Annotated in this window: 19 protein-coding genes and 1 riboswitch; all 19 genes read left to right on the top strand. The window is 43.9% G+C overall.

The genetic code is table 11. The features are described 5' to 3' along the window. Window positions 1-267 precede the first annotated feature (267 nt). The 19 genes from D7M11_RS34600 to D7M11_RS36225 all read left to right on the top strand — a co-directional run bounded on the left by D7M11_RS34600 (window position 268) and on the right by D7M11_RS36225 (window position 15,519). On the top strand, window positions 268-1,149 hold the full coding sequence (locus tag D7M11_RS34600) for a carbohydrate ABC transporter permease (protein ID WP_120751833.1): 882 nt from the start codon (window positions 268-270) through the stop codon (window positions 1,147-1,149). A gap of 81 nt (window positions 1,150-1,230) precedes the next feature. After that, window positions 1,231-2,064, top strand: coding sequence for a carbohydrate ABC transporter permease (locus D7M11_RS34595; protein ID WP_420818461.1), 834 nt, complete (start codon window positions 1,231-1,233; stop codon window positions 2,062-2,064). Between the two features lie 65 nt (window positions 2,065-2,129). After that, complete coding sequence (locus D7M11_RS34590) at window positions 2,130-2,963, top strand: efflux RND transporter periplasmic adaptor subunit (RefSeq protein ID WP_338042535.1); 834 nt, start codon at window positions 2,130-2,132, stop codon at window positions 2,961-2,963. Between the two features lie 33 nt (window positions 2,964-2,996). Continuing rightward, the gene (locus tag D7M11_RS37970) at window positions 2,997-3,290 is read left to right on the top strand and encodes an efflux RND transporter periplasmic adaptor subunit (RefSeq protein ID WP_338042534.1); all 294 of its coding nucleotides are present in this window, start codon (window positions 2,997-2,999) and stop codon (window positions 3,288-3,290) included. Window positions 3,291-3,327: 37 nt separating this feature from the next. Then, window positions 3,328-4,659, top strand: a complete 1,332-nt coding sequence (locus D7M11_RS34585; protein ID WP_120751832.1) for an ABC transporter substrate-binding protein — start codon at window positions 3,328-3,330, stop codon at window positions 4,657-4,659. Window positions 4,660-4,836: 177 nt separating this feature from the next. Next, on the top strand, window positions 4,837-5,532 hold the full coding sequence (locus D7M11_RS34580) for a response regulator transcription factor (protein ID WP_120751831.1): 696 nt from the start codon (window positions 4,837-4,839) through the stop codon (window positions 5,530-5,532). Then, window positions 5,525-6,622, top strand: coding sequence for a sensor histidine kinase (locus D7M11_RS34575; protein WP_120751830.1), 1,098 nt, complete (start codon window positions 5,525-5,527; stop codon window positions 6,620-6,622). Before D7M11_RS34580 ends, D7M11_RS34575 begins: the two co-directional genes overlap by 8 nt. Window positions 6,623-7,353: 731 nt before the next feature. After that, entirely contained in the window at window positions 7,354-8,382 is a 1,029-nt protein-coding gene (locus D7M11_RS34570) for an alpha/beta hydrolase family protein (protein ID WP_120751829.1), read from the top strand. A 286-nt stretch (window positions 8,383-8,668) separates the two neighbouring features. Then, window positions 8,669-9,454 (top strand): helix-turn-helix domain-containing protein, encoded by a 786-nt coding sequence (locus D7M11_RS34565; protein ID WP_120751828.1) that lies wholly within the window; start codon window positions 8,669-8,671, stop codon window positions 9,452-9,454. Between the two features lie 188 nt (window positions 9,455-9,642). Beyond that, on the top strand, window positions 9,643-10,839 hold the full coding sequence (locus D7M11_RS34560) for an extracellular solute-binding protein (RefSeq protein ID WP_193556360.1): 1,197 nt from the start codon (window positions 9,643-9,645) through the stop codon (window positions 10,837-10,839). Window positions 10,840-11,543: 704 nt separating this feature from the next. Continuing rightward, window positions 11,544-11,837: an NUDIX hydrolase gene (locus D7M11_RS34555; protein ID WP_120751826.1), complete on the top strand. Its 294-nt coding sequence runs from the start codon at window positions 11,544-11,546 to the stop codon at window positions 11,835-11,837. A 115-nt stretch (window positions 11,838-11,952) separates the two neighbouring features. Beyond that, window positions 11,953-12,285 carry an Imm10 family immunity protein gene (locus D7M11_RS34550; RefSeq protein ID WP_120751825.1) on the top strand — a complete coding sequence of 111 codons (333 nt, stop codon included), beginning with the start codon at window positions 11,953-11,955 and terminating at the stop codon, window positions 12,283-12,285. 67 nt (window positions 12,286-12,352) lie between these two features. Then, the gene (locus tag D7M11_RS37035; RefSeq protein WP_193556359.1) at window positions 12,353-12,580 is read left to right on the top strand and encodes a hypothetical protein; all 228 of its coding nucleotides are present in this window, start codon (window positions 12,353-12,355) and stop codon (window positions 12,578-12,580) included. A 505-nt stretch (window positions 12,581-13,085) separates the two neighbouring features. Beyond that, window positions 13,086-13,184: riboswitch (cyclic di-GMP riboswitch) on the top strand. A gap of 38 nt (window positions 13,185-13,222) precedes the next feature. Beyond that, window positions 13,223-13,576 (top strand): VOC family protein, encoded by a 354-nt coding sequence (locus D7M11_RS34545; protein ID WP_120751824.1) that lies wholly within the window; start codon window positions 13,223-13,225, stop codon window positions 13,574-13,576. A 30-nt stretch (window positions 13,577-13,606) separates the two neighbouring features. Continuing rightward, window positions 13,607-14,188, top strand: a complete 582-nt coding sequence (locus tag D7M11_RS37655) for an ankyrin repeat domain-containing protein (protein ID WP_240041435.1) — start codon at window positions 13,607-13,609, stop codon at window positions 14,186-14,188. 54 nt (window positions 14,189-14,242) lie between these two features. After that, window positions 14,243-14,650, top strand: a complete 408-nt coding sequence (locus D7M11_RS37650; RefSeq protein ID WP_240041434.1) for an ankyrin repeat domain-containing protein — start codon at window positions 14,243-14,245, stop codon at window positions 14,648-14,650. Window positions 14,651-14,832: 182 nt separating this feature from the next. Beyond that, window positions 14,833-15,246 (top strand): tyrosine-type recombinase/integrase, encoded by a 414-nt coding sequence (locus D7M11_RS34535; protein WP_240041437.1) that lies wholly within the window; start codon window positions 14,833-14,835, stop codon window positions 15,244-15,246. Beyond that, window positions 15,177-15,323, top strand: coding sequence for a DUF6630 family protein (locus D7M11_RS38225; RefSeq protein ID WP_420818460.1), 147 nt, complete (start codon window positions 15,177-15,179; stop codon window positions 15,321-15,323). Before D7M11_RS34535 ends, D7M11_RS38225 begins: the two co-directional genes overlap by 70 nt. Then, window positions 15,256-15,519, top strand: a complete 264-nt coding sequence (locus tag D7M11_RS36225; RefSeq protein ID WP_147433551.1) for a hypothetical protein — start codon at window positions 15,256-15,258, stop codon at window positions 15,517-15,519. Before D7M11_RS38225 ends, D7M11_RS36225 begins: the two co-directional genes overlap by 68 nt. Window positions 15,520-15,568: the final 49 nt, after the last annotated feature.

Genomic DNA, 15,568 nt, shown 5'->3' with positions numbered 1-15,568 from the left:
TAAAAACAGTATGCACTTGGGTAAGCCGTACTGCCCTGGGTGAAGAACGTCGGAAAGCCGTATGCGGGAAAACCGCACGTACGGTTTGATGAGGAGGGGCTGGCCAACCCAGCCCTTTACTCTACTTTCGTTAACCTCTCAAACAAACACATTCGAAGAAGATGGCAAAATATTACAGGTATTTTATAAAAACTTTATATTTACCCTACTTCTTATTTAAACATTTCAACTTATCCTGGATTCACAGAGGGCAGGAGGAAATGATGAATGAAGAAGTGGGGTTTGCGGCATGTGTTACGCAAGGATTCGACAGTGGCATGGCTATTCCTGGGGCCAAGCGGTATCGGATTTGGGCTGTTCTATCTGATCCCATTTGTCATGGGTGTCGTTTACTCTTTTATGGATAGTTCGGTCGGCGGTCATTTTGTCGGATTGGATAATTACCGCGAACTGCTGGCGAGTAGTTCCTTCCGTAAGGCGGCATCAAATACGTTTTATTTTAGCGCAGTTAGTGTCCCTTTGATGCTTGTGTTGTCGCTAAGTTTGGCGATGCTGCTGAATGAAAATGTATATTTTCGAAAATGGCTCAGAACTTCCTATGTGATGCCACTTGTCGTCCCAGTCGCCTCGATTATTCTGATCTGGCAAATGCTGTTCGATTGGAACGGGTCAATGAATGCTTGGCTGAATCTCTTCGGGTTCGACCGCGTGGATTGGATGAAAAGCAATGCCGCTCGAAATGTGGTGATTGTTGTTTATTTATGGAAGAACATCGGTTACAACGTGATTTTATTTCTGGCTGGACTGCAGCAAATACCTAAGGATTATTATGAAACCGCCCAAGTGGAAGGCGCAGGGCGCTTACGGCAGTTTGCCAGTATTACGCTGGTCAATCTCACGTCCACTACGTTCTTTGTCGTCATGATGTCGATCATTAATTCGTTTAAAGTATTTCGGGAAACGTATTTGATCGCAGGCGATTATCCGCATGACAGTATCTATATGCTGCAGCATTATATGAACAACATGTTCGCGTCGCTGGACATTCAGAAGATGACCGCGGCGGCGACTTTGATGGTTGGTTGTATTCTTCTGATCGTCATGGGTTTGTTTGCGCTAGAACGCCGCTACAGGAAGTTCATGGAATAGTAGGGGAGGAAAGGTCGATTGCAAGTTACCAAAGGTTTGAGAAGAACCAAACGTTTGCAAAAAAACGCGTTAACGGTCGTCATGGGCGCTATAGCGGTCCTGTTACTCTTCCCGATCGTAATCACTTTTACAAATTCGCTTATGACAGAACTAGAAATTGGAATCAATTACGGTCCCATCGGGAAAATGAACGAAGCGGCTGCAGGGACTGTCAATCCATTTGTTAATTTAAAATTACTGCCGGATCAAGTCTCTTTAGAGCAGTACGGAAAAGTGCTGGTAAACAGCCCGAAATTTCTAACGATGTTCTGGAATTCGGTGTTTATGGTAATACCGATCATCACAGGCCAGACCCTTGTAGCGGCGCTTGCCGCATATGCGTTCTCCAAGCTGCATTTTCGCGGCCGCGATACGCTGTTCATTGTTTATCTCTTATCGATGCTCATGCCGTTCCAAGTGACGCTCGTGCCGAATTACATAATGGCGGATACCTTGGGGTTGCTGAACAGTTCGGGGGCGATTATATGGCCCGGCATATTCGCGGCTTTCGGCGTATTCATGCTGCGCCAGTTCATGCTGCAAATCCCGTATGCCTATATCGAAGCGGCCAAGCTTGACGGTGCCAGCCATTTGCGGATTTTCTCTACGATCATCGTCCCCATGATCAAACCGGGTATAGCCGCGCTTGTCATTCTGCTATTCGTCGATTATTGGAACATGGTTGAGCAGCCTCTTGTTTTTCTGAACGATTCGTTCAAGCAGCCGCTATCTGTTTATTTATCGAGGATCAACGAGGGAGAGCAGGGCGTCGCTTTCGCTGCATCGATCCTTTACATGACTCCAATGGTGTTGTTGTTTCTATACGCGGAACCGTATTTTATCGAAGGTATTCAATTGTCCGGTATCAAGGGCTAAGTTTTGCGGAGCCGACACTGACGAGGCGTGTTTCGCTGAAGCAAAACGGTTAGGAGGTGAAAAACGTGGAGAAGGAGTTGCAAAATGAGACGGCCAAGAGAAGAGGAAAACGAAACATTCAAATCGCGTTCATTGCTTTTATAGGGTTGCTGGCGATTTTGACGTTATTCAGCAACTCGCTGCAGTCGCTTACTTTGCCGAAAGTGCGAACGGAAAAGCCGAAGAACGGAAGTCTTGTACATACGCTCGAAGACAGTGGCATCTTTCTCCCGGTTGGCGAAGAGAAACTATCGAATCCTGGCGGCTGGAAAATCCAGAAGATTCTCGTAAAAGAAGGAGACCGTGTGAAGAAGGGGCAAAAGCTGGTCTCTTATGACAGCAAATCCGCCGAGAGAGAATTGCAGGATGAAATCACCCATTTGGAAAAACAGAAAATCGAGTTGCAAAATACGGTAGATCAGTTCATTCAGGAAACGAGGGAAGGGGAGGAACTCCTGATTCGCAAAGTGGAACGCGAGATCGAAACGCGCAAACTCGATCTGGGCGTGCAGGAACGTAAAATTGAAGAATTGAGAGACCGACTGACAAGCCAGAAGGAACTGACGGCTCCGTTCGATGGTAGGATTACGAAAATCAACGCGGTGGAAGGATTAGTGTCTGGAGAAGGGGATGTTCTGATTGCAAACGATCTTTTGGGTTACTGGTTTGAACTAACCGCCGATGCCAAGCTGTTATCCGGCTTAGGGATATCGATCGGGGAAAAGATCGAAGTCCAGGTCAATACCAACCAAGAACAGACCCGTATCGTGGATGGAACAATTAACGAAATAGCGAATTTGGAACCGCGAACCGAGAATTCATCGAGTACGGATGCGGGCAAGATCCAGACCATTCCTTAGAAGGTTCTTCGCATCAAGGTAATTGATGCCGAATTGAAAGGGGGTGAGCAGGCATGGGTCAAACTCGAGAAGCGCTCGCACCAAGAGGGATTTATCATTTCCAATGCGACGATTCATCAAGATCGGGAGGGCAAGTTTGTGTATAAGATTGAAGAGCAACGGGGCGCATTAGGCAATGTCTTCGTAGTACGCAAAGTCAAGATCGATTTAAGTGAAACGAATGACAAGGAAACGATGATCCAATCGGGAGGCCTCTTTGGAGGGGAACTCATTGTTGTGGAGAGCGGCGAGCCATTGCAGGACGGCGATCGTGTTCGTCTGCAATAGAGGATGCGTTCAAAAATAGTAAAGGGGTGGAACTCATATGTTGAAAAAAAAACTATGGACGATGTTCATTGTGATGACGATGATCGCCACTACGGCCTGCAGTTCCAGGGGCAGCGGGGAAGAGGAGAGCCAAGAGAAACCGGTCAAGGCGGATGGGAAAACCGTCATTACTTTGACAATCCAGCAACCAGACGGGTTTTACCAGACGGTAGAGAAAAAGTTCGAAGAGAAATACCCGGATATCGACTTGCAAATCATATCCTATAAGAAAAATGCAGGGGAAGAGTGGGCTGCGGGTGATATCGAAAAACACCAAAAGACGACGAATGCGGCACTGCTATCCGGGAAGGGCGCGGATATTATCGAAGTAGGCGGTTTGCCTCTCAAAGAATACATAAATAAAAAGTTAGTCCTGAACATGAAAGATTTATGGGAAAAAGACAATATATTAAATAAGAACGATTTGCAAAAGAACGTTTTGGAAGCGACGAAGAAGGCGAATGGCGGTTTATATGCAATGCCATACGGATTTTACTTGACGGCATTCGTGGGAGATGGAGACATACTCGCAAACGCAAGCGTAAAGATGGACGATAAGAGCTGGGACTGGAAGGAGTTTGGGGAACAATCCAGGACAATGAAGCAACAGGCCGGAAAGAACCGCTTCGCCTTAGCTGGCACCCCGCCGGAACGAATATTGTATGAAACGGTTTTTGATCGTTTCTCACAGTTCGTTGACAGCGGGGCGAAGACGTCAAACTTTGATTCTCCCGAATTCGTGGAAACTATGCAACAAATAAAAAAATTGTATGACGAGAAAGTGATGACTGCCAATCAAGCGGAAGAAGGCAAACAGTTGTTCCACAATGCTCATTTTTATTCAATGGCAGACTTGATCGAAATTCCGCATCAGCTCTTCTTAAATCCGAAACTGCTGCAAAAGCCGCATGCGAAAGGACAAAACGGTGTGGCTATCACACCTTCATTTGAGTTTGCGATTTCGGCCAAATCGTTAGTCAAGGAGGAAGCCTGGAAGTTTGTTACCTTCTTGTTATCCGAAGATGTGCAATCCTTGCAAGACGGATTTTCATTGCAGAAATCTGTGAATGAAAAGAAGCTGAACGACATCAAAGAACAAATGAAGAATGGGACGTTCAAGCTTACTAATGGGAAAGCAATCAAAGTGCCGAACGAAGAATTTGCACAAATCCAGCAGATCATCGACGCGGCAGATCACTATGAGAACTACGATCCTAAAATTGTTCCTATGATCGAAGAGGAAGCCAAACCGTTTTTCAACGGACAAAAGTCTGCCGAGAAAGCAGCGAAGTTGATTCAGAACCGCGTGACAACCTACTTAAACGAATAACGATACTCGACAAGCAGGGGCTGTTCCAAAGGAAGGCCCTTGTTTTTGTGTATTTACTTTAGAAAAGTTTAATTTTTGCCCTACTTTTTATTTAAATAATTTTCTCTATCCTATATTGGTGAGCCGCAATGGGGAATTGAATCACCAGAAAAATTCGAAACAAGCGTGGAGGAAACGATGAAGGGTATAACGATATTGATAGTGGATGATGAGGCGGAGATTGCTGAACTGATTGGCTTACATGTGAAAAAAGAGGGCTATGAATATATCATCGCATCCGATGGAAAGGCAGCATTCCAGGCTGTTCAAAAGCACTCGATAGATTTGGCGATCCTGGATATTATGATGCCTGAGCTGAGCGGGTATGACGTGATCCGACTGATTCGCGAGCAGCATGTTATGCCAGTCATCTTTTTGAGTGCCAAAACCTCCTATCTGGATAAAATATCCGGATTGGTCATAGGCGCAGATGATTATGTGACAAAGCCGTTCAACCCGATGGAGTTGATGGCGCGTATTAATGCTCAGCTACGACGATACAGGCAGCTGAATCAATTGGCAGACGCAAACACTAAGGTAATTGAGGCAGGCGGGCTGGTCATATATCCCGATAAGCGTACAATTAGTCTGTATGGGGAAACGATCGAGCTTACACCAAAGGAGTTTGATATTTTATACCTTTTGGCTAGCTACCCCAAGAAGGTGTTCAGTGCCGAGAACATTTTCCAGCAGGTATGGGGCGAAGCGTATTATGATGGCAATAATACGGTCATGGTGCATATTCGAACCTTGAGAAAGAAGCTTGGCGAAGAACAAGCGAAAAACAAACTAATCAAAACGGTATGGGGTGTGGGGTACTCGTTCAATGGTTAAAATGATTCGCAGCTTCAGATCTAGAATGATTTTGCTATTTGGTATAAGCATGTTTTTTTCCGGTACCATTACCTATTTGATCTATAAAGCTCTCCAAGTTTATTATCATTCGACCAAGTTTGAAGATCCGTTAACCCCAATTCGTTATTTCATGAGAGAAGTTGGCGATGTCAACTTCTTCCTAATAATTTTCATTCCGCTCTCAATAATCTTTTTCTTACTCCTTACCAAGAGGTATTCAACTTATTTTCATAAGATCTCTAGCGGAATCAACCATCTTGCGAGCGGTGACTTTAATAGCTATGTAGATATTCCATCTAAGGATGAGTTCGGGGATTTTGCGAGGGACATTAATCTAGCCTGTGAGAAATTGCGGCAAGCTTTAGAAAGAGGAGATTTTGCAGAAAGTAGCAAGGATATGCTTGTGCTTAATCTGGCGCATGATTTGCGTACACCGCTTACTTCTGTTTTGGGATATCTCGATTTCATTTTGCGAGACGAGCAGCTGACTCCCGAACAGGTCAGGCACTATGCGACGATTGCTTATACGAAGGCGCAGCGCCTGGAAAAACTGATCGATGAACTCTTCGAAATTACCAGACTGAACATTGTCAAGGTCACCATTAACGAAGAAATAGTCGATCTGAGTGAGCTTCTTGTTCAGTTGAATGAGGAGATGTATCCTGCCTTTGAAAAAAATAACCTGGTAACTAGGATGAATGTTGCCCCGCAATTGATGATTCGCGGAGTTGGCGAGCTGCTGGCACGCGTGTTTGAGAATATGTTGATCAATGCCTGCCGCTATGGGAGCGACGGACAGTTTGTTGATGTGAAAGGATATCGTGATGGCGAGGAAGTGGTAATTCAGATCATCAATTACGGTGACCCGATTCCTACTGAGATTCAGGCACATATTTTTGATATGTTTTTTACTGGCGACAAGGCTCGAACGCAGCAGGGAGGGAGTACAGGTCTTGGTTTGTTCATAGCCAAAAATATTGTTGAGCAGCATCGAGGGACGATCAAAGTCCATAGCAATCTGGTCCGTACCCATTTTGAAGTGCGGCTGCCAAATGAATCGAAAGTATGACGTGCTCCCTTAGCCCCGATTGCGACGGCATCATTCGGAAAATGGTAAGACTGCACTCAGACTAGGAAGGTGCAGGTTGCCCTGAAACGAATTGAAAGATTGCAGAAGTCATTCGGCCAATTCATTTGGCACGAAAAATCGAACTATCAGGCTGTTCCGGTAAAAAAGCGATTTACGACGAAGCGTGGAGCTGCCGCAAGGACAGCTCCTCTTGATGTCTATTGAAGTAACGGGGCAGGATAATGCGAAAAGGATATTAAATATTGAATTAATAGACCATCACAAGGTCGAGAGAAATCCCGCTGGTTGACGTTATTTGTGAAGGGATCGCCGACGAGGGTTGGATCGGGCTTTGAATACATGAGTTCTTGTCATTAATGACATCAAGTTCTTGTCAACCGACAGTAAATGCAGTAATGTCATGTCCCATGAACACAGTCTCATTAATTGCCGCGAAATCGCGGCTTTTACTTTTTATGGGATAAAGTTCTTGTCAATTCTCCATGACAAGAACTTGAACTCATTCCCGACGAAGCATCCGATGAATCAAATCGTTTATCGTTGCTCCGGTGGAAAAGTATGGTGGTTCATTCATATAACTGGATCAAAGCTATAATACGATTCTTTACAATTCCTATCGGATGAACAGAGTAGTGCATTTTCTCTAGGCTTAAATGATAATTAATTGGGACAGGTACGTTATCTGGAAATGAGTCGAGGAGGATCAGGATATGGCCAACAGACATTTTTCATCATCGGCATATTGGAAGCAAAAAGCGAAGGATTGGACGCCGCTGCATTCGTTCAAGGGCGAAACCAAAGTGGATTGGGAGGCTTGGCGAACCAAGGCGACGGAGCAACTCCAGGAGCTTCTCGGCGTATTCCCGCAAAAAGTGGACTTGGCGGCCGAAGTGGAATATGCCGTCGAGGACGGAGACTTGATTCGGGAACGGGTCATTTTTGATTCGGAAGAGTTCGCTTCCGTACCCTGCGTTCTCCTGCGGCCGAAAACTATGAATGCGGATCGGAGCAACGCGGCCATCATTTGCTGCAACGGGCATCCTGTCGACCTGGGAAAGGATCCGGTAGCGGGAGTAAGATCCTCGCCGGAGCACGAGAAGGCGATCGCGCTTATGAACTACAACTTCGGCGAGCAAATGGCGAAAGCGGGATTCCTCGTCATCGTGCCGGAATTGCGGGGCTTCGGGGAGCGGAACGATTCGTGCGGCCGGAAAGACGTGTGCAACATCAACTTCATTAAAGGCTCCATCCTCGGCATTTATCCCCAGACGCTTAACATTTGGGATATCAAGTGCTGCGTCGATTATTTGGAAACGCGGGACGAAGTCGATCCGGGGCGCATCGGCATGATGGGGCTGAGCTACGGGGGGACAATGACGGCGTTTACGGCGGCGATCGAGCCGCGCATTAAAGCGGCCAATGTGATGGGCTACATCAATCCGTTCGCGGAGTTCGGGATTGCGCGCGGCAATTTTTGCGGCTCGCAGGTTGTGCCTGAAATATATAAATATTTTGACACGCACGATATTGCCGGTCTGATCGCGCCGAGACCACTGCTGGTCGATATGGGCATTTACGACGATTGCTTCTTTATTCAAGATTTGCTGAAAGGGTACGAAGGTGTGCAGCGCATCTACGCGGCTGCGGATGCGTCTTCCAACCTGGATTCGGACATTCATGCGCACGGGCACTCGTTCGCGGGCAACAAAGCGTTCGAATTTTTCAAAAAGCATCTGTAGTTTTAAACAAGCTTTAATTATCGTGAGCATTAAGGATAAGCTAGAATCAAGATCAAGAAACATAACAAGTTAGTTGCTAATCTGTTGCAAAGGCGCCCTATAATAAGTGGCACCTTTTTTATTTTGACTGTTTAATGAAGCAGAGTTCGTAAGAATTATTTTCAAATCCCTGCCATAGGAAATCCGTAACTTATCAACCGCAGGTTGATTCGTTAACGACCGCTCCATTTCCAAATCCTTCATGATTAGGTATAGTGGGAATGACAAAGAGGAAAGGAGAACGTGGATGGGAAAAGAACATTTGATAGGTAGAATCATTTTCGATCTTCGAACGGCTAAAGGATTGACGCAGGAGCAGCTGGGTCAGCGGCTGAATGTTTCAGCACAAGCTGTTTCCAAATGGGAGAAAGGAGATTCGCTGCCAGACATCTCGCTGGTTGTCGATTTGGTAGAGATTTTAGGCTGTACAACGGATTATTTGCTTGGCAACTCGGGAAATCTGGAGAGCAAGATTCCGGATTTCTTGCAGGAGCTGGAGAAGGCATCGCGTGATCAGCAGATTCTCGTACTCGGTAAGATTATGAATACGATCGGCAAAGCCAATATACCTGGCGCCTCTTCCCATCCGTCTCTGGAAAACGACTTTAGTCTTCCGTTTATACGGATCGATGAAACTGGTCTGACTTTGTGGGCGAATCATAAGTTTGTTTATATCGCTACAGTTCCGTTTTTGCGTGAAACCGTTCAATCGGTTACCAAACGAACCGATTTTCCGCTGAATATCGTACCTCCGCATTTTTGGAAGATCGTGTTTGCCTTGCTTCCTGATATAGACCATTTATCGCCGCACTTCACAGTTGAGGAATCCAAGCTCCGCTCTTTGCTGCCGGAAGAAATTCCATTTGAAAACATGATGTCGGAATATATAGATCTGGGATACCTTGAACGTGTTCGTGGTGGGTATCGATTGAATATTAAAGCGGAAATTTCCGCGCGCATGTTCGCTGCCATGTTTGGCCTGCTGGATAAAGTAGGTAGCATTTCGACCGGCTACTCAGCAAAGAAGCGATGAGGAGGGATTGTTTGTTCGGAGTCCGGCACAGATTCAGATTTCTGAGTCTCTTTAGCCTTCTGCTCGTGTTTCTTTCCGCATGCAGCTTAGGCGGGCGGAATGAATTAAAGGAGCCTACGATTCCTCCTGCCCCCGGTAAAGAGGAGCATGCAACTGTTACCGTTCTGTACCGAAGTAAAACTGCATTTATGAATTTTTACGGCAGTAGGTTTCGTCAAATGTACCCGAACATCTCGATCGAAGTCGTCGAAGAGCCGCGACCTCAATCGGGAATAGACTTGAAGAAAGAAACAGAGACGATACTTGCCGCCAACCCGGTCGATGTTGTTTTCGCCGACAATTTCTTCGACGATTGGGCTAAAAGTGGTATGTTGGTCAATCTGGACCCGCTCATTCGAAGAGACAGCTTTGACATTCAAAACCTGTATGCAGGTGTGGTCGGCCATATTCGTCAAAGAGGTGCCGGCGCCCTGTACGCACTTGCCCCCCAGTTCAGTACGCAAGCATTGTTCTACAACAAAGACATATTCGACCAGTACGGGGTTCCTTATCCGAAGGATTTGATGAACTGGGACGATGTTCTTCGGTTGGCTGAACGGTTTCCGTTCAAAAAGGACCAGGATCAGCGTAATTACGCCCTGTATAATCCACTTAACCCATCTGCATGGATACAAGATATCGCCAAAACGAACAGGCTTTCAGCAATTGCGGAGGACGGGACCAAAGTGGTCGTCAACTCCCCTGCCTGGAAAGGGATCTTCCAAACGGTCATCCATGCCTATCAGGAGAAGCAGGTCATCCATCCGGAACAGAATGCGGGCGGCAGCACGTTTGAGAGTATCGTCAAGAGGAATCATTTTCTGATGGGAACGGCAGCCATGACCGTCGACCGGTACTATCTTCTATCCAATATGACGAATGCCGAGCGTCAAAATATCATAAAACCGCCTAATTGGCAAGCAGTGACCGCACCTTCAAGCTTGTCAGCTCCGAACGAAACGGAGACGGTTTCGGTGCACGAAATGTTCGCTATTCACGCGAAATCCAAACAAATCGATGCGGCCTGGGAACTAGTCAAATTTATAAACGGAGAAAGCACAGCAAAAACGTTGGGGGGAGGTGGCAACAGTTCCTTGCTCCTGACCCGGGTGGAATATAATCCGAAGGAAGTCAATGGCCGGTCTGTCGAAGCCTTTTACAAACTGCAACCAAGCACTAAAGATTGGACAGCCGTTTACAAGAGCACTCCAGTCGGCTTCTCCGGGCGTTTTTATGGAATTTTGCATAACGAAATAGAGGCTGTATTGGATGGAAGGAAATCTGTAGAAGAAGGAATAACCGCAATCCAGGAGCAAAGCCAACGAGCATTGGATGCTTTGAAATAAGTCTGTATTGTAGAAGGGACCGTCTAGACGGTCTGCAAAGTGTCGAGTCCTTAGGAATTTTCGGCACGCACGTTTAATTATTTAACCCGGATAACTTTCTTTACGCAATGCTGCCCGATAACTTTATAAGGCCGCCGATCGGTTATCGGATAACTTTCTTGGAATAAATCTGCAATCGGAGTCAGGGATTGGAACATATTTTTGGCCACATTCGCCAATCGGAACACATTCTTGACACTGAGATGAGACAAGAATGTGTTCCGATACCCCCTTGGTTTCTGAACGTCCGTTTGCAAAAACATCGGTATGGTATCATAAGGAAGATGAATCGGAATACTTTCTTGTCATTTATCGGAGCAGACTCTTGTCATCCGACAATGATGTCGTGGGACAAGAACATGTATGCTTAAGAATTCGCGTAAATCGCGGTTTTTGTGTTTTAAGGGTATAGGTTCTTGTCCTCGGCTCAGGACAAGAACCTATATCCTTTGCCGTATTGTGACAAGAACATATATTGATTGCCGTATCACCAATATATTGTTTACAAATATTTAGAGCTCAAAAAAATTACATCCGCGATGCTGACGAGTTAATTGGCGGTTTCGTTCCGCTAACGGGCAGTTTACGTTAATAGACCGCAACAAATATAGGTAGTCATCCGTCTAGAAAATGGAATTAGATTGTAAATCTCTGGGGGATACGGAATGTCAAAAAAACCAGTCGGAGCAGCTGCTGTGATTATGGATTCAGAAGGGCGAATTCTTCTAGTAAAACATAATTACAGAAAATATAATTGGGAGCTGCCAGGTGGGTTGTCAGAGCTGAATGAGTCCGCAGAGGATACTGCAAAGCGAGAAGTGTTTGAAGAAACTGGTCTTGAAGTTTCCGTAGGTCGTTTAACTGGCGTGTATTATGAACCCATTCACGATATGCATCATTTTGCGTTCATATGTAAGGTAGTCGATAATCAACAGCCACAGCACACAGAAGACTGTTAATAGCACTGCTAGCCGCCTCACCTTCTGGAGTAAGTGACATTCTTACATGATTACCACTATCATTGTCAGCAACTAGTATGTGATATAATTAAATCGCAGAAAATTTATATTATGAATGGAGAACAAAAATGAATGTTGTAAAATTTACTGCAAAAGTTGCTCATGCAATTATAATTATATTATTTTACAAAAAGCTTTTGAATTTGATAAGCAAGATATTGAACAAGGAATGGATGGCGAGTATCTTGAAGTCAATGGGCAAGAGAACTCTGGATATAAGTGTTGTAGAAATGCTTCCATCAGTAAAGACACATTTATAGTTGATATTGATTCAAATGAAGATGAGATAAATCGTGTTGAGGTTATGCTTGAAAAAGTAAAAATAAATAATAAACTTCTGAAATATCTTAACGAAATTTTAGGCGATAAACTACAAGTAATTGATTAAGTAAATAATCTAATAACTTCCAGTATAAGCATTTGCGAGCTGTTAAAGATTAAGTTGAAATAAAAGTATGAGTATTTATATTAAAGGTGGTTTTACTGGTTCCGATCGGATTCCCAGTGAAGCTTGTCCCTTTTTGGATGGAGCTTTCAAATTAGAACAAATAGATGGAGTTAAGCATGCTTACCCAGAGGATAAGGATTTTCTAATAAAATACTTACGAGAAAAACATACTCTTAAACAGATTTGTAACTTGTTATTTATTGGATTATTTTATGCTTATGGGTACGATAGTTGAATCACTGTCAATCAGGCTGCCGATTATTTCTGTGGCCTTTTGTGCTTGTTATGAAAGCCTGGTCATAGCCTTTAAATCGGGTATAAAATGTTGGCCATTATGCACCGCGGCGGATTTTTCGCCGATAGACCCGTTAAACTGAACCTTATCACAAGTAACGGCGAAAAAGTTAGATGTAAGGAAGCTTTGGGAGTGTTATGGGGCGTGTGGAACTTGTGAATAAGAGCCTTTGTGACCTTTGGTCTAGGGATAATGTAATGAATAAGCAAAATATATCGAAGCTTATCTGTAAAACCTCGCTCACAAGCTGCAGCTCGTACTCTTTCTTGTCCACCTTCTTGTGGCTTTTACGTTCTTCTACTATGCGACTATCCATTAAATTTTCAAAATCAGACAAGTAAAGAGAGATTTCAACAAAGTTGGGTCTATCGGACCTAACCGGCGAACGTTTTTCGGAATATACTCCTAATTAAGGATAATTATTTCCAAATATAATATACAACTCGTACGATAATAGCAAACCCGCTTAAAGACGGGGACGCAAAGCTAAAGGGGCTAAAGGATTTGCTTAAAACGCAAATGCCAATGCTAGCCAGCTGCCGAATATGACAGAAACCTCCGTCTATTAGCGCATGCCCGCTTATGGACGGAGGTTTTCTTAATTATAGAAAAAATAATAAGTTTAACCCCTATAAGTTCTATAAGCACTGCTATACCGAAAAACTGGACCTAAATGTAAGAGAAAGAAAAGAAGGCCTTTCAAAACTTGATTTTGGTGACAGCTATTTGATGATTGAAGATAACGGAGTATTAAGCACATCCGAGAAGAATAGAAGTCAGAACCCAATGGTCATTAGAATTGAAGTAGACTATTTCGAAGAAACAGTGAAAGAACTTGAACAACGAAAAGTAAAGGTTGAAGTGCATACTTTTAATTGGGGGATAATCGGAGTAATTATTGATCCAGAAGGAAATAGAATTGAAAAAAAATATTGATCTTACAGGTGGAGGTATGAAGGAATCAATATGAACAATCTTGATTATTTAGTAGACACGATTATCAATGAGCCTATGCTAAGTGAAAGAACGTATACATATTTAATTTTAGGCACTGAGAATTCGTTTACAAGCGGATATTTTGCTGTTTTAGAAAATGAAGTTTCATATGATGGAGAAATTACTATTGCTCTTTTTGATAAGTATATTAACGAAATTAAGGAATTAATGCTAGGGAAGGGCATTCTTTGTATCAAAGTAGATGCTGGTAAGTTAGTCGAGCATTGCATTGTGAAAGATATGAATCCTGAACTTTTTGATGCGGATGTCTTTGAGTTAATCATTTACCAGAGATATGATTTGGAACCAAAGGGAGAGGAAAGAAAAGAAATCTTACAGCAATCGTTAAAGGCAGAAAAAATTAAGAATACATTAGTATTTGCGTGTTATATGAATGACATGGAAAAAATTAAAGAGCTAGTAACCCACGCGAAAAAATCCGATTTAGACAAAGTTCTTGAATATCGTGGCACTTCTTTGCAGTTTTGTAGTAAACACAATAATTTAGAGGCATTTAGACTATTAGCCGAGAAGGGAGCAAACGTAGGGTAACGTGCTCTGGCTGAAACCTCTCTTGAAATTGCGTTTAGACACTCAAGTGATATTGTGAATTATATTCGTTCAGTATTTCCGGAGGTTTATCAAAAAGAGGTGGAAAAGAAGGGCTTTGGGATTGCTCTTCATTGTACAGATGAGGCTCTACTAGAAGGCATTTTACAGTTGGGCTGTGATGTGAATCAAGAAAAGAAACCATTCCCTCCGCTACATAACTTTGCAGATCTTAATAACATTATCGGGATAAAATTCTTGTTGGATCACGGAGCTAATCTTGAATGTAGAAATCAGTATAAGCAAACAGCCCTGCATAGAGCTATTATGAGAGAAAATGTTGCCGCTATTGAAATGCTGTTAAAACATGGTGCGAACATTCAAGCTACAGATCAAGATGGGAAGACACCAATGGATTTAGCTAAAGCATGTGAAAACAAAGCAATTGTTAATATGATGGATTAACATGCTGTAAGTATAACTCCGATCGAGGTTTTTGCTTTTTCGGGTGCTACATCTTATTCCACGATCGATTGAAACCCAGCAGTTTAGGACATCGCATCCGTTTTGTTCGTTCCCTATTTCGCTTTGCCTATGAAGAAACATACTTAACCTCAAATCCTTCTTTGAAGTTACGCGAACACAAAATGGACAAGCGTATTCCTAAGTTTTTGATCGAGGAAGATGTCATTCACTTGAAAATCTCTTGCAAGTCCCTGAGGGAAAGGGTTCTTCTGGAGGTTCTTCTGGAGTTTCTCTACAGTTCCGGCTGTCGGGTTGGAGAGGTGGAGAAGTTAAACATTGAAGACCTGAACTGGGAGAACTGCTCCGCTATTGTAAATGGCAAAGGTTCAAAACAGAGAGAGGTTTACTTTCCAACCGAGTGTAAAGTGTGGTTGAAGAAGTATCTCGCTAGCCGTGTCGATTCTTGTAAGGCCTTATTTGTAACCGATACTCATCCAACAAGACGACTGGCTATTCCGACGATCAGGTGGACTGGCTGCCGCCGCATGGGATCGTGTTGGGACAGTTGGACATCAACAGTGACAGCTATGTTCTGATTGTTGTCCGTGAAGACGATTTTCCCGAAATGGAACAGCTGGCAAAGGCAAGCGGATACACCTTATGCAGCTTTTGATCCGGCTTGTGAAAACGACATAAAGGAGAGAACAACCTTGACGATTCCCGCACAATGGATTCGGCCGTATTCATCCTATGAGGATGTGGAGCATGGCGCTGATGTTTATGCCAAAGTTGAAGGCGGTAATGATGCTGTATCACTATCAAAGGAAAGAGGTAATTTGCGGATTGCAAAGTTACTGGAAAGCTCGTAGATTGAGCTAACGGGTACGATAGCTCAATAAAGACATATATAGGCAGCCG

Source organism: Paenibacillus ginsengarvi (genome assembly GCF_003626695.1).
Lineage (GTDB): Bacteria > Bacillota > Bacilli > Paenibacillales > NBRC-103111 > Paenibacillus_AB > Paenibacillus_AB ginsengarvi.
This window is presented reverse-complemented; position numbering and strand designations above follow the sequence as displayed.

Excerpts from the sequence above, each read along its gene's own strand:
- D7M11_RS34545 (WP_120751824.1), top strand. The coding sequence starts at position 13,223 with ATGGACGGAGGTTTTCTTAATTATAGAAAAAATAATAAGTTTAACCCC.
- D7M11_RS34565 (WP_120751828.1), top strand. The coding sequence starts at position 8,669 with ATGGGAAAAGAACATTTGATAGGTAGAATCATTTTCGATCTTCGAACG.
- D7M11_RS34595 (WP_420818461.1), top strand. The coding sequence starts at position 1,231 with ATGGGCGCTATAGCGGTCCTGTTACTCTTCCCGATCGTAATCACTTTT.
- D7M11_RS34555 (WP_120751826.1), top strand. The coding sequence starts at position 11,544 with ATGTCAAAAAAACCAGTCGGAGCAGCTGCTGTGATTATGGATTCAGAA.
- D7M11_RS34600 (WP_120751833.1), top strand. The coding sequence starts at position 268 with ATGAAGAAGTGGGGTTTGCGGCATGTGTTACGCAAGGATTCGACAGTG.
- D7M11_RS34575 (WP_120751830.1), top strand. The coding sequence starts at position 5,525 with ATGGTTAAAATGATTCGCAGCTTCAGATCTAGAATGATTTTGCTATTT.
- D7M11_RS34580 (WP_120751831.1), top strand. The coding sequence starts at position 4,837 with ATGAAGGGTATAACGATATTGATAGTGGATGATGAGGCGGAGATTGCT.
- D7M11_RS34550 (WP_120751825.1), top strand. The coding sequence starts at position 11,953 with ATGGAGAACAAAAATGAATGTTGTAAAATTTACTGCAAAAGTTGCTCA.
- D7M11_RS34560 (WP_193556360.1), top strand. The coding sequence starts at position 9,643 with ATGAATTTTTACGGCAGTAGGTTTCGTCAAATGTACCCGAACATCTCG.
- D7M11_RS37035 (WP_193556359.1), top strand. The coding sequence starts at position 12,353 with ATGAGTATTTATATTAAAGGTGGTTTTACTGGTTCCGATCGGATTCCC.
- D7M11_RS34585 (WP_120751832.1), top strand. The coding sequence starts at position 3,328 with ATGTTGAAAAAAAAACTATGGACGATGTTCATTGTGATGACGATGATC.
- D7M11_RS34535 (WP_240041437.1), top strand. The coding sequence starts at position 14,833 with ATGGACAAGCGTATTCCTAAGTTTTTGATCGAGGAAGATGTCATTCAC.
- D7M11_RS34570 (WP_120751829.1), top strand. The coding sequence starts at position 7,354 with ATGGCCAACAGACATTTTTCATCATCGGCATATTGGAAGCAAAAAGCG.
- D7M11_RS37655 (WP_240041435.1), top strand. The coding sequence starts at position 13,607 with ATGAACAATCTTGATTATTTAGTAGACACGATTATCAATGAGCCTATG.